14 protein-coding genes and 1 pseudogene are annotated in these 13429 nt (G+C 53.5%); 12 read left to right on the top strand and 3 right to left on the bottom strand.

Features of this window, described 5'->3' with window-relative positions; translation table 11 throughout:
• Position 1: 1 nt before the first annotated feature.
• The 5 genes from trpCF (at position 2) to yedF (ending at position 4989) form a co-directional block, all read left to right on the top strand.
• Positions 2–1360 (top strand): bifunctional indole-3-glycerol-phosphate synthase TrpC/phosphoribosylanthranilate isomerase TrpF, encoded by a 1359-nt coding sequence (gene trpCF, locus L350_RS18265; protein WP_032624116.1) that lies wholly within the window; start codon positions 2–4, stop codon positions 1358–1360.
• Positions 1361–1370: 10 nt separating this feature from the next.
• Positions 1371–2564 (top strand): tryptophan synthase subunit beta, encoded by a 1194-nt coding sequence (trpB, locus tag L350_RS18270; RefSeq protein WP_022648334.1) that lies wholly within the window; start codon positions 1371–1373, stop codon positions 2562–2564.
• A complete protein-coding gene (trpA, locus tag L350_RS18275) occupies positions 2564–3373 on the top strand; it encodes a tryptophan synthase subunit alpha (protein WP_022648335.1) in 810 nt (269 codons plus the stop codon). Before trpB ends, trpA begins: the two co-directional genes overlap by 1 nt.
• A 174-nt stretch (positions 3374–3547) precedes the next feature.
• Positions 3548–4759 (top strand): selenium metabolism membrane protein YedE/FdhT, encoded by a 1212-nt coding sequence (gene yedE, locus L350_RS18280; RefSeq protein ID WP_032624115.1) that lies wholly within the window; start codon positions 3548–3550, stop codon positions 4757–4759.
• Positions 4756–4989: a sulfurtransferase-like selenium metabolism protein YedF gene (yedF, locus tag L350_RS18285; RefSeq protein ID WP_003856774.1), complete on the top strand. Its 234-nt coding sequence runs from the start codon at positions 4756–4758 to the stop codon at positions 4987–4989. The genes yedE and yedF overlap by 4 nt, the downstream gene beginning before the upstream one ends.
• A gap of 286 nt (positions 4990–5275) precedes the next feature.
• Here the strand turns inward: yedF and ompW are convergent, their stop codons facing one another.
• The gene (ompW, locus tag L350_RS18290) at positions 5276–5908 is read right to left on the bottom strand and encodes an outer membrane protein OmpW (RefSeq protein ID WP_023300268.1); all 633 of its coding nucleotides are present in this window, start codon (positions 5906–5908) and stop codon (positions 5276–5278) included.
• Between the two features lie 282 nt (positions 5909–6190).
• Between ompW and L350_RS18295 the strand changes: the two genes are divergently transcribed.
• The 5 genes from L350_RS18295 (at position 6191) to yciA (ending at position 10778) form a co-directional block, all read left to right on the top strand.
• Positions 6191–6595: a YkgJ family cysteine cluster protein gene (locus L350_RS18295; protein WP_017384228.1), complete on the top strand. Its 405-nt coding sequence runs from the start codon at positions 6191–6193 to the stop codon at positions 6593–6595.
• Positions 6596–6620: 25 nt separating this feature from the next.
• Entirely contained in the window at positions 6621–7364 is a 744-nt protein-coding gene (locus L350_RS18300; protein ID WP_023300270.1) for a YciC family protein, read from the top strand.
• A 13-nt stretch (positions 7365–7377) separates the two neighbouring features.
• Positions 7378–7917 (top strand): septation protein A, encoded by a 540-nt coding sequence (locus L350_RS18305; RefSeq protein ID WP_003856762.1) that lies wholly within the window; start codon positions 7378–7380, stop codon positions 7915–7917.
• 180 nt (positions 7918–8097) lie between these two features.
• Positions 8098–10284, top strand: a complete 2187-nt coding sequence (locus L350_RS18310; protein WP_032624114.1) for a TonB-dependent siderophore receptor — start codon at positions 8098–8100, stop codon at positions 10282–10284.
• A 98-nt stretch (positions 10285–10382) separates the two neighbouring features.
• The gene (gene yciA, locus L350_RS18315) at positions 10383–10778 is read left to right on the top strand and encodes an acyl-CoA thioester hydrolase YciA (RefSeq protein ID WP_032624113.1); all 396 of its coding nucleotides are present in this window, start codon (positions 10383–10385) and stop codon (positions 10776–10778) included.
• Between the two features lie 38 nt (positions 10779–10816).
• Here yciA and tonB read toward each other — a convergent pair whose 3' ends face one another.
• Complete coding sequence (tonB, locus tag L350_RS18320; RefSeq protein WP_032624112.1) at positions 10817–11539, bottom strand: TonB system transport protein TonB; 723 nt, start codon at positions 11537–11539, stop codon at positions 10817–10819.
• A gap of 221 nt (positions 11540–11760) precedes the next feature.
• Between tonB and L350_RS18325 the strand changes: the two genes are divergently transcribed.
• Together L350_RS18325 and L350_RS0122175 are read left to right on the top strand one after the other, a co-directional pair.
• Positions 11761–12057: a YciI family protein gene (locus L350_RS18325; RefSeq protein ID WP_032624111.1), complete on the top strand. Its 297-nt coding sequence runs from the start codon at positions 11761–11763 to the stop codon at positions 12055–12057.
• A 307-nt stretch (positions 12058–12364) separates the two neighbouring features.
• A pseudogene (locus L350_RS0122175) lies at positions 12365–12823 on the top strand (DDE-type integrase/transposase/recombinase); the annotation flags it as partial.
• Positions 12824–12983: 160 nt separating this feature from the next.
• Here L350_RS0122175 and L350_RS0122170 read toward each other — a convergent pair.
• Positions 12984–13412, bottom strand: coding sequence for a WapI family immunity protein (locus tag L350_RS0122170; protein WP_022648346.1), 429 nt, complete (start codon positions 13410–13412; stop codon positions 12984–12986).
• Positions 13413–13429 lie beyond the last annotated feature (17 nt).

Below are 13429 nucleotides of genomic sequence, written 5' to 3'. Positions count from 1 at the left end.
AATGCAGACCGTTTTAGCGAAAATCGTCGCCGATAAGGCCATCTGGGTGGAAGCCCGTAAGCAACAGCAGCCGCTCGCCAGTTTTCAGAATGACGTCGTTCCGAGCAGCCGTCGTTTCTATGATGCCCTCCAGGGCGCGCGTACCGCGTTTATTCTGGAGTGTAAAAAAGCGTCTCCGTCCAAAGGCGTGATCCGTGACGATTTCGACCCGGCGCGTATTGCCGGTATCTACAAGCATCATGCGTCTGCCATTTCTGTGCTGACGGATGAGAAATATTTCCAGGGCAGCTTCGATTTTCTGCCCGTAGTCAGCGGCATCGCGCCGCAGCCGATTCTATGCAAAGACTTTATTATCGACCCGTATCAGATCTGGCTGGCGCGCTTTTACCAGGCCGATGCCTGCCTGCTGATGCTCTCCGTGCTGGATGACGAACAGTATCGCCAGCTCTCCGCCGTCGCGCACAGCCTGAATATGGGCGTGCTTACCGAAGTGAGCAACGAAGAGGAGCTGGAGCGCGCCATCGCGCTGGAAGCCAAAGTGGTCGGCATTAACAACCGCGACCTGCGCGACCTGTCGATTGACCTCAACCGTACGCGCCAGCTTGCGCCGCGTCTGGGTGCGGGCGTCACGGTGATCAGCGAATCCGGAATCAACAGCTACGCTCAGGTGCGCGAACTCAGCCACTTTGCCAACGGTTTCCTGATCGGTTCCGCGATGATGGAACACGACGATCTTAATGCGGCCGTGCGCCGCGTGCTGCTGGGTGAGAACAAAGTTTGCGGCCTGACCCGTGAACAGGATGCGCAGGCCGCGTATGAGGCGGGCGCAATCTATGGTGGTCTGATCTTTGTTGAGTCCTCTCCTCGCGCCGTTAATGAAGAACAGGCGCGCAAGGTGATTGCGGCTGCGCCACTGAGCTACGTGGGCGTGTTCCGCAATGCGGATATTAACGACGTTGCGGCAAAAGCAGACGCGTTATCCCTGAGCGCGGTTCAGCTACATGGCGATGAAGATCAGACATACATCGATGCTCTGCGACATGTTCTGGCACCTCAGGTTCAGATCTGGAAAGCGCAAAGTGTTGGCGCCATCCTGCCCGCGCGTAACCTTACGCATGTTGATAAATACGTGCTCGACAACGGCCAGGGCGGTACGGGGCAGCGTTTCGACTGGTCACTGCTGCGTGGCGAAGTGCTGGACAATGTCCTGCTGGCGGGGGGATTAAGCCCCGATAACTGTGTGGAAGCAGCCAAAACCGGCTGCGCCGGCCTCGATTTCAATTCAGGCGTAGAGTCCCAACCGGGCATAAAAGACGCCAGCAAGCTGGCATCGGTATTTAAAACTCTGCGTGCATATTAAGGAAGAGAAGATGACGACATTACTTAACCCGTATTTTGGTGAGTTTGGTGGGATGTACGTCCCACAAATCCTGATGCCCGCGCTGCGCCAGCTGGAAGAAGCGTTCGTGAGCGCGCAGAAAGATCCGGCGTTTCAGGCGGAGTTTACTGACCTGCTGAAAAACTACGCCGGTCGTCCGACGGCACTGACCAAATGCCGCAACCTGACCGAAGGCACCAGAACCACGCTCTACCTTAAACGTGAAGATCTGCTGCACGGCGGCGCGCATAAAACTAATCAGGTGCTTGGCCAGGCTCTGCTCGCCAAACGTATGGGTAAAACCGAAATTATCGCCGAAACCGGCGCGGGCCAGCACGGCGTGGCCTCTGCCCTCGCCAGCGCCCTGCTCGGCCTGAAGTGCCGCATCTATATGGGGGCGAAAGACGTTGAACGCCAGTCGCCTAACGTGTTCCGTATGCGTCTGATGGGGGCGGAAGTGATCCCTGTGCACAGCGGTTCTGCCACGCTGAAAGATGCCTGTAATGAAGCGCTGCGCGACTGGTCTGGCAGCTACGAAACCGCCCACTACATGCTCGGTACCGCGGCAGGCCCACACCCGTTCCCGACCATCGTGCGTGAATTCCAGCGCATGATCGGAGAAGAGACTAAAGCGCAGATCCTCGAAAAAGAGGGTCGCCTGCCGGATGCGGTGATCGCCTGCGTTGGCGGCGGATCTAACGCCATCGGCATGTTTGCCGATTTTATCGACGAAACCAGCGTTGGGCTGATTGGCGTTGAGCCTGCCGGCCACGGCATTGAAACGGGTGAGCACGGTGCGCCGCTGAAGCATGGCCGCGTGGGGATCTATTTCGGCATGAAGGCCCCGATGATGCAGACCGATGAAGGGCAGATTGAGGAGTCTTACTCAATTTCAGCCGGGCTGGATTTCCCGTCCGTAGGGCCGCAGCACGCGTTCCTCAACAGCACCGGCCGCGCGGATTATGTCTCCATCACTGATGACGAGGCGCTGGAGGCCTTCAAAACGCTGTGCCGCAATGAAGGGATCATCCCGGCGCTGGAGTCTTCCCACGCGCTGGCACACGCGCTGAAAATGATGAAGGAAAACCCGGAAAAAGAGCAGCTGCTGGTGGTAAACCTTTCCGGTCGCGGTGACAAAGATATTTTCACCGTTCACGATATTCTGAAAGCACGAGGGGAAATCTGATGGAACGCTACGACAACGCATTTGCACAACTGAAAGCCCGCCAGGAAGGCGCTTTCGTTCCCTTCGTGACGCTGGGCGACCCCGGTCCGGAGCTGTCGCTGAAGATTATCGATACCCTGATTGACGCTGGTGCCGACGCGCTGGAGTTGGGGATTCCGTTCTCCGATCCGCTGGCGGATGGCCCGACCATCCAGAACGCGACGCTTCGCGCGTTTGCTGCGGGCGTGACGCCGGGCCAGTGCTTCGAAATGCTGGCGGCGATTCGCCAGAAGCACCCGACCATTCCGATCGGCCTGCTGATGTACGCCAACCTGGTGTTCAGCCGCGGTATTGATGCGTTTTACGCAGAGTGCGCCCGCGTGGGCGTTGACTCCGTGCTGGTGGCTGACGTGCCCGTTGAAGAGTCTGCGCCGTTCCGTCAGGCGGCGATGCGCCACAACGTCGCGCCGATTTTCATCTGTCCACCGAATGCCGATGACGATCTGTTGCGCCAGATTGCCTCTTACGGACGGGGTTACACCTACCTGCTCTCCCGTGCGGGCGTCACCGGTGCGGAAAACAAAGCCGCGCTTCCGTTGCATCATCTGGTGGAGAAGCTGGCAGAATACCATGCTGCGCCGCCGCTTCAGGGCTTTGGGATTTCCTCTCCGGATCAGGTTACTGCGGCGATTGACGCGAAAGCCGCCGGGGCCATTTCCGGTTCGGCTATCGTGAAAATCATCGAGAAGAATGTGGATAAGCCAGAGCAGATGCTGGCTGAGTTACACGCATTCGTCACATCCATGAAAGCGGCCACACACAAGGCGTAACCGTTAACACCGTCTGGCCCCGGCGTCAGGCGGTTTTCCCTTCTCTCTTCCTGAAAGAAGCAGGTCAAAATTGATCCTGTCGATATTTTCGGTGTGAATGACTTTTCAAACTTTCGCGTAAGCGTATGATCTGGGCTCTTTTTAGCGTTACCCTTCTGAGTTCAGAGGTTATTCATGTCCTGGCATTCCTTCAAACAGACTTACCTGGTTAAGTTCTGGTCACCTGTTCCGGCCGTTATCGCGGCAGGCATTCTCTCTACCTATTATTTCGGTATTACCGGCACCTTCTGGGCTGTTACGGGCGAGTTTACCCGCTGGGGTGGGCAGCTATTACAGCTGGCAGGCGTCCATGCCGAAGAGTGGGGCTACTTCAAACTGATCCATCTTGAGGGCACACCGCTGACCCGCATCGACGGGATGATGATCATTGGCATGTTCGGCGGCTGTTTTGCGGCCGCGCTGTGGGCCAACAACGTTAAGTTGCGCATGCCGAAAAGCCGCATCCGCATTATGCAGGCCGTGGTCGGCGGCATCATTGCCGGGTTTGGCGCCCGCCTGGCGATGGGCTGTAATCTGGCCGCGTTCTTTACCGGTATTCCGCAGTTCTCGCTGCATGCCTGGTTCTTTGCCGTCGCCACCGCCATAGGCTCATATTTCGGTGCAAAGTTCACCCTGCTGCCACTGTTCCGCATTCCGGTGAAAATGACGAAAGTTAGCGCTGCATCTCCGTTAACGCAAAAACCCGATCAGGCGCGTCGTCGCTTCCGCCTCGGTATGCTGGTCTTTTTTGCTATGGTTGCCTGGGCGATTTGCACGGCGATGAATCAGCCCAAACTCGGTCTGGCCATGCTGTTCGGCATCGGCTTTGGTCTGCTGATTGAACGCGCGCAGATCTGCTTTACCTCCGCGTTTCGCGATATGTGGATCACCGGACGTACCATGATGGCGAAAGCCATTATTGCCGGGATGGCCGTGAGCGCAATTGGCATCTTCAGCTATGTTCAGCTCGGCGTGGAACCAAAAATCATGTGGGCGGGCCCAAATGCCGTCATTGGCGGACTGCTGTTTGGTTTTGGCATTGTGCTGGCGGGCGGGTGTGAAACCGGCTGGATGTATCGCGCCGTGGAAGGCCAGGTGCATTACTGGTGGGTGGGTCTGGGTAACGTGATTGGCTCTACCCTTCTGGCCTGCTACTGGGATGACGTCTCGCCGGTACTGGCAACAAACTGGGACAAGGTCAACCTGCTGAAAACCTTTGGTCCACTCGGGGGACTCCTGGTGACCTACGCCCTGCTGCTTATCGCCTTCTTACTGGTTATTGCGCAAGAAAAGCGCTTCTTCCGGCGTGCCACCGTCAAAACTGAAACTCAGGAGAATGCCGCATGAAAGAGATCGTGCCTGATTATCGTCTCGATATGGTGGGTGAACCCTGCCCTTACCCGGCTGTCGCCACGCTTGAGGCGTTACCGCAGCTTAAGAAAGGTGAAATTCTGGAAGTGGTGAGCGATTGCCCCCAGTCGATCAATAACATTCCGCTTGATGCCAAAAATCACGGCTATACCGTGCTGGATATCCAGCAGGACGGACCAACGATTCGTTATTTAATTCAGAAGTGATTTCACGATCGAAAAAGGCCTCTCAGAGGCCTTATCTAGTTTACTGGCTTTGGCCACCGTCGTCGTCTGAGTTTCGGCAGGCATGAATGAGTGGTGAGACGTGTTCCGCAAACGGAACAGATAGCACCGTGAGGTAGGCTATGTGCTGGGCTGAACGTCGTGAACTGAAACTGTTTACCTGCACAAACCGGACACTCAAATTTGATGTTGGGGATATCCCCTCCAGCCAGGTATGTGGAACAACCACCATACAGCAATCCCCGGCTGACCGGGGATATATCTTCTGTCAGAAACGATAACCCGCTGAGAACATAAATACCCACGGATCCAGACGGGTACTGATACTCTGCTGCTCACCGCTAGCTTTAAAGCGCACATCCGTATCAATGTCCATATACCAGACCGAGGCGTTGATCAGCCAGTCACGGTTAATCAGATAATCCAGACCAACCTGCCCCGCCATGCCCCATGAGTCTTTCAGGCTGAGATCGGATAGCCCAGCCTCTTTACCGGTATCGTTAAATTTCTCATCAAAGAAGGTGGTGTAGTTAACGCCTGCACCAATATAAGGGCGTAATTTGCTGCTGGAATCGCCGAAGTACCACTGCGCCATCAGGGTTGGTGGTAAATGGTGCACCGTAGCAATGTCCCCGGTCGGCCCTAAACCGACGCGGTGACGGAATGGCGTGGCGGCCAGAAGCTCAACGCCAATGTTATCCGTAGCCATATACGTGAATGTCAGGCCTAACTGGGTGTTATTGCTAACGTTAAACCCGCCCATACCCAGTACATTGTCGGAACCTTCCGTTGGACGCACCGTTGCCGAACCGGCACGAATAAAGAATTCACCTGCTTCATGCGCGTACGCGCCGCCAGAGAGACTGCTTAAGATAAGGGCTGCCACCGCTAATTTTTTCATATCCGCTCCATCGTTGTGGTTTTAATTGCGGAGGAGAATATACTCACAAATGAGTAATAAGTGATCTAACACAGATCACATTAAAACCAGTAAGTTAACATTCATTGATCTAGGTTAATTTTTGGTGACGCCTCATAAAGCAATAAGTTGTTACCGCGTCAATTTTTGGCATTTCATAGTTAAAAAATTTTCTGTTTTTCCTCTCTTGCGCTTCCTGTAGCGGCTGGATAATTTATCGCTCTCACAATCTGATTTGATGCGTTCTACTTTTGCAGGTGTGCCATGAGTGATCATAACCCGTGCATGACGTGCGGAGCCTGTTGTGCGTATTTTCGAGTCTCTTTCTACTGGGCTGAAGCCAGCGATGGCGGCGGCACCGTTCCGGTTGATCTCACTGAACCCTTGACCCCTTTCCTGCGTTGCATGCGCGGCACCAACCAAAAACAGAGCCGCTGTGTGGCACTGCAAGGTGAACCTGGGGTATCCACCCGCTGTTCCATTTACGCGGATCGCCCCAGCCCGTGCCGCACTTTCGCGATGTCGGGAGAGGATGGGCAGGTCAATGAGGCATGCAATCGCGCCCGCGCCCGCTATGGATTACCGCCGCTTTACAAAGATATGCTTTTCCATACAAGCCTTGATGCTGCCACCAGCGTGTTATCCGGTGTACAATTGCCGGCTAATTAACACCTGCAATACTCAAGGAGAGTGCATGTCTATCACGGCGAAGTCTGTCTACCGTGACACGGGAAATTTTTTCCGCAATCAGTTCGTTACTTTTTTACTGATCGCGTTGTTGTGCGCCTTCATTACGGTGGTGCTGGGTCATGCGTTCTCACCCAGTGATGAACAGATTGCCTCGCTGAGCCAGGGGGATCATCTTGCAGGCAGCGCAGGGTTATTTGACCTTGTGCAGAATATGACGCCAGAGCAACAGCAAATCTTGCTGCGTGCATCTGCGGCATCTACCTTCTCGGGGCTGATCGGCAACGCCATTCTGGCGGGTGGCGTGTTGCTGATGATCCAGCTGGTGTCTGCCGGCCAACGCGTCAGCGCGTTACGTGCCATCGGGGCCAGTGCTCCGGTGCTGCCGAAACTGTTTATCCTCATCTTCCTGACCACGCTGCTGGTCCAGATGGGGATAATGTTGGTTGTCGTTCCGGGCGTGCTGCTGGCTATCGTGCTTTCATTTGCGCCAGTAATGGTTGTGCAGGACAAAATGGGTATTTTCACCGCCATGCGCAGCAGCATAAGGCTCGCGTGGGCGAATATGCGTCTGGTCGCCCCGGCCGTTATCAGCTGGTTGCTGGCCAAGACTCTACTGTTGCTGTTTGCGCCGAATTTTGCGGTATTAACGCCAAACGTCGGCGCGGTTGTCGCCAATACGCTGAGCAATCTGATTTCAGCTGTACTGCTGGTCTATTTGTTCCGCCTGTACATGTTAATTCGTCAGTAACCGGGATCGCAGAATGAAGCAGTTTCTTGATTTTTTACCGCTGATCGTATTTTTCGCTTTTTATAAGTTGTACGACATCTATGCCGGCACGCTGGCGTTGATTGTGGCAACGGCTGTGGTGCTGATTTACAGCTGGGTTCGCTATCGCAAAGTTGAAAAGATGGCGCTCATCACTTTCCTGATGGTGGCGGTGTTTGGTGGTCTGACGTTGTTCTTCCACAATGATGAATTTATCAAATGGAAGGTCACAGTGATTTACGGCCTGTTTGCGGGCGCGCTGCTCATCAGCCAGTGGGTGATGAAGAAGCCGCTGATCCAGCGCATGCTGGGGAAAGAACTGACGCTGCCGCAGGCTGTGTGGGGGCGTCTGAATATCGCCTGGGCGCTATTTTTTATTCTGTGTGGTCTGGCGAATATCTATATCGCATTCTGGCTGCCGCAGAATATCTGGGTCAACTTCAAGGTGTTTGGCCTGACGGCGCTGACCCTTATCTTCACCCTGCTCAGCGGCGTTTATATTTATCGCCACATGCCGCAGGATGACAAGCATTGATCCTTCTGGCCAGATCGTCACGCGGTCTGGCCTCTTTTCCCGCCTTCTCTTTTCTCCACAATCTTCCTGCGAAAATGTCCGAATCATGAAGATTTTATGGAGATTGCTGTCGCTTTATTGTAATGAGAATCACTATCATTAATATTCTTCATCGCATTTTTAACAAATGGAAATGAGTTGATGAATAACATAATAAGATTTGCCCCGGCTACACTTACACTCGCCATTTTTTCAACGCTATACCAGAGCGCGCACGCAGCGGAAGATCCTCTCGCCGATGGTGAAACAATGGTCGTTCAGGCAACCGCTGAAGAGGCCCTAAAGCAACAGCCGGGGGTTTCCATCATCACGGCAAAGGACATAGAAAAGGATCCACCGGTTAACGATCTTTCGGAAATTATTCGCAAAATGCCCGGGGTTAACCTCACCGGAAACAGCGCGACAGGCAGTCGTGGTAACAACCGTCAGATCGACATCCGCGGTATGGGGCCAGAGAACACGCTGATTCTGATTGACGGTGTGCCGGTGACGTCACGTAACTCGGTGCGCTACAGCTGGCGCGGGGAGCGCGACACCCGCGGGGACACCAACTGGGTTCCGCCAGAGATGGTTGAGCGCATTGAAGTACTCCGGGGACCAGCTGCCGCCCGCTATGGTTCGGGGGCTGCCGGCGGCGTCGTCAACATCATTACCAAACGCCCGTCCAACGACTGGCACGGCTCCCTCTCCCTGTACACTAACCAGCCTGAAAATGATAAAGAGGGGGCGACGAAACGCGCTAATTTTGATCTGAGCGGCCCCCTCGCGGGCGATGCGTTAACGATGCGCCTGTACGGGAACATCAACAAAACCGACGCAGATGCTCAGGACATCAACACCGCGCAAAACGGCTCTTACGCCGCCGGGCGAGAGGGCGTACGTAACAAGGACATCAATGCCCTGCTCTCCTGGAAACTCACGCCACAGCAGATTATCGATTTCGACTACAGCTACAGCCGCCAGGGCAATATCTACGCGGGTGATACTCAATACAGCAACAGCAACGTCAGCCCTGACGGTCTGGTGTCGTCCCTGTATGGTCACGAAACCAACCGAATGTACCGCCAGTCTTATGGCATTACGCACAACGGCATCTGGGACTGGGGTCAGTCAAAGTTCGGGGTTTATTATGAAAAGACCAACAACACCCGACTGGAAGAAGGCTCTACGGGCAAAGTTGAAGGGATGATCAATAGCGATAAATACGATACCAGCCGGCTGGAATCATACCGTTCAACGGGTGAACTGAACATTCCTTTCTTCTGGCTGGTCGAACAGACGCTAACCGTGGGTGCAGAATGGAACCGTGATGAACTGAACGATCCGGCCTCAATGCAGTCGACAAATGTGTCGGGAGAAGTGATTAACGGCGTTCCCGGCACGGCTTCTGAGCGCAACAGCAAAAACAGCGCTGACCTCACCGGCATCTATCTTGAGGACAATATTGAAGCGCGTCAGGGCACCAACCTGATCCCAGGGCTCCGCTTTGATTATCACAATCAATTTGGCAGCAACTGGAGTCCGAGCCTGAACCTCTCTCAGGATTTGGGTGACATGTTCAAGGCTAAAGCGGGTATCGCTCGGGTATTTAAAGCGCCAAACTTGTATCAATCCAGCGAAGGCTATCTGCTTTCCACCCGCGGTAATGGCTGCCCGAATAACGTTTCCGAAGGAAGCTGTTACCTGTTAGGTAACCCGGATCTGGATCCGGAAATCAGCGTGAACAAAGAGATCGGCCTGGCCTTTGTCCTGGAAGGCTACGAGGCTGGAATTACCTGGTTCCGCAATGATTACAAAAACAAGATCGTTTCAGGAACGGACGTGCTGGGGCAGACAAGCAGCGACGCAAATATCCTGCAATGGGAGAACGGCGGTAAGGCCGTTGTTGAAGGGCTGGAAGGCAACCTCACCGTCCCTGTTATTCGCGACACGCTAACCTGGCGTACTAATGCGACGTATATGATTCAGTCTGAAAGTAAAGACACCGGTAATCCGTTGTCGATTATCCCCAAATATACCGTCAACACCATGCTGGACTGGGAGGTTAACAGCAAGCTTTCAGCCAACGTAAGCTGGACGATGTACGGCCGCCAGAAGCCCAGAGAAAACGCTGAAATCCGCAAAGAGGAAAATGCGATGTCCAACAGAGAGATCGGCGCGTATTCCATCGTGGGTATCGGCAGTAACTATCAGCTGACCAAAAACCTGCGCCTGAATGCCGGCATCAGCAACCTCTTTGACAAGCAGATTTACCGTGAAAATGACGGTGCATCTACCTATAACGAACCGGGCCGCGCCTATTACGCTGGCGTAACCATGTCCTTCTGACCTTCAGGCGCCCGCGCTGCGGGCGCTAACCCTATTCTCTCCAGCCAGAAATCATAGTAGCATCCCGCCTGAAGTCTTCAGTTACGAGTTTAAAAACAATGACAACAAATGACGCCCCACAGGGCGAACTGGTTTTACGCACACTGGCAATGCCTGCGGATACGAATGCCAATGGCGATATTTTTGGCGGCTGGTTAATGTCGCAGATGGATATGGGCGGTGCAATCCTGGCAAAAGAGATTGCACACGGGCGCGTGGTAACCGTCCGGGTCGATGGCATGACCTTCCTGCGCCCTGTCGCGGTGGGGGACGTGGTGTGCTGTTACGCACGCTGCGTAAAACGCGGCAATACGTCTATCTCCATTAACATTGAAGTATGGGTGAAAAAAGTCTCTTCTGAACCGATTGGTCAGCGCTATAAGGCGACGGAGGCCCTGTTCATCTACGTGGCAGTGGATAGCGACGGTAAGCCCCGCCAGCTCCCACGGAACTGATCCTCAGGTAAAAAAAAGCCTCCTTGCGGAGGCTTCTTTTATTCCATCTGTGCCCCGCCGTTCAGGCGGAAGACAATATTTACAATCAACCCATTGCCGGGTTTACCGGCTTCATAACGCCACCTGCGCATGGCCGATTTAACTTCGCGTTCAAACATATTCGCCGGCTGTGCGGACAGGATTTCCACGTTATCCACACGTCCATCAGCCGTAACGTCGAATTTCACCCGTACACGCCCTTCAATACGTAACGCCTGAGCACGTGCCGGATACTGCGGCTGGTTACGGCTCAGCGCGCGCGGGCCCGCTGGCGCCGTTACCGTCGGTTTTGTCGCGGTCGTGGTGTTACTCATCAGCGGACGTGACGGGGCGGCATTTTCAACCGGCTGCGTGGTGCGTGGCTCAACCGGACGCACTTCGCGTTTCGGACGCTCTTCCACCTTTTTGACCGGCTTGGGTTTTGGCTTCGGCTTAGGTTTCGGCTCTGGCTTATGGATCACCACCGGCGCTTCTTTTGGCGGTTCAGGAATCGGCTCGGGTTCCGGCTCGGGTTCAACAACGGGCTGTGGCGGCGGCGGCGCAACCTGCGGCGGTTCAAGATCCGCGGACGATACCATGGTCACAGAAATTGGCTGCGCTGGCGCTGGCATTTCAATAACCTGATGAACCGAGGTATAGAGCAGACCCGCCACGACAGCACCGTGAATAACGACGGAAAGCAGCGTCGGCCATGGAAAGCGGCGAGGTAAATCAAGGGTCATCGAAGTCATAATCATCAACGTTAAAAAACCGAACCTCGATTTTAAATGCAAATAGCAATCATATTCAATAAGACACTTTGTCCTGGCGCAATTTAAGCGTATAAGAGGGCAAAAAAGGGGCATCCAGATCAGGGTTTTAACATTGTTATTATCTTTACATTGCAGTCATTTGTGCTTTCACATAACGTAAATGTCACTTTTACCGGTTAAGGAGCTTTGCCGTGCTTTATGTGATTTACGCTGAAGATGTACCTGATTCTCTGGAAAAACGTCTTTCCGTTCGCCCTGCCCATCTGGCGCGTTTACAGCTGCTACAGGATGAAGGTCGGTTGCTGACCGCAGGCCCGATGCCTGCCGTTGACAGCAACGATCCGGGAGCAGCGGGTTTTACCGGCTCCACGGTGATTGCCGAGTTTGAATCTCTGGAAGCCGCGCAGGCCTGGGCAGAAGCAGACCCGTACGTCGCAGCCGGCGTGTACGAGAAAGTCGCGGTTCGCCCGTATAAAAAAGTGTTCTGAAATGAAAGGCTCCCTCGGGAGCCATTTTAAACACCTTAACACAATGAAATAAAATGGTTTATTACAGGCCGAGTCCACATATTGACCACATTGACACATCACTTCCCGCCCATGCGGGAAGTTTCATTTAAATCATTCTCTATTTAAAAGATTTCTCGGCAAGATTACTTAACAAGCTCACGCATTACGTTCCCATACTTAAATTTCAGATTTTGACTTGAGAGGAACATGCCACTGTTAGCTCTGAATCGCCACGGGTTTAACAGACACCTCAGAGTCATTTAAGATGACTTAAAGAGAGGTGCCCATGAGCGGTAAGCGTTATCCTGAAGAGTTTAAAATTGAAGCAGTCAAACAGGTTGTTGATCGTGGTCATTCTGTTTCCAGTGTTGCAACACGTCTCGATATCACCACTCACAGTCTTTACGCCTGGAGAAAGAAGTACGGTCCGGATTCTTCCACTCAAAATGAACAGTCAGATACTCAGGCCGAAATACACGAAGGCTGGCTGTATCTGGCCGTGGTGGTCGACCTGTTCTCACGCAAAGTTATCGGCTGGTCAATGCAACCCCGCATGACAAAAGAGATTGTCCTGAACGCATTACTTATGGCGGTGTTGAGGCGTAATCCTCAAAAGCAGGTACTGGTTCACTCTGATCAGGGCAGTCAGTACACGAGCCATGAGTGGCAGTCGTTCCTGAAATCACACGGTCTGGAAGGCAGCATGAGTCGTCGCTGTAACTGCCACGACAACGCGGTTGCGGAATGCTGTGCCAGCGCTGGCGCTGACTGGCAAATGCTGGAGAAAAAAACGGATGCAAACTCATGCACCTGATGCATGTAGAGCTTAAATACGAGAAAATCGCGAGTAAATGGCATAACAAGACCGGCATTCTGAGTGCCGGTCTTGTGGCTTGATGCAAGCATCAGTTTTGCCATGAAATGATGTCGTCCAGTCCAGAGAGCAGGTCGGGAAAGTAACTTTCATCAATATCGAAGGAATCATCAAGGGTAATACTGTCAGCATGGTTTTCAGGCTTAAGTACCATGCTAACGCCAACAGCCCCGGCAAAATGTGCCTGATGAAACTTAAGCACAACCTGCTCGAATGCCGAGGTTAAATTAATATCCTTAAATTTCGCCCCTGTCTTTAAGGCCAGATGGAAATCATGTGTATCATTCCTGAACTGCTCCAACTGACCGACAAAAAACTCTGCAGCAAACTCTGTTTTTAAGGCTGGGATTGAGAATTCAACCCAAACCATAATACGGCTATAGGCAGGCTCTTCGGGTTCAGCCAGCCTTTCATAAGGCGTTAATTTAAGGTGTCTGTCACCGCTTGTGATATCTATCATGATCCCCCCTTACGGCA

It is taken from the genome of Enterobacter sp. MGH 4, from assembly GCF_000534735.1.
Taxonomy (GTDB): Bacteria; Pseudomonadota; Gammaproteobacteria; order Enterobacterales; family Enterobacteriaceae; genus Enterobacter; species Enterobacter intestinihominis.
This window is presented reverse-complemented; position numbering and strand designations above follow the sequence as displayed.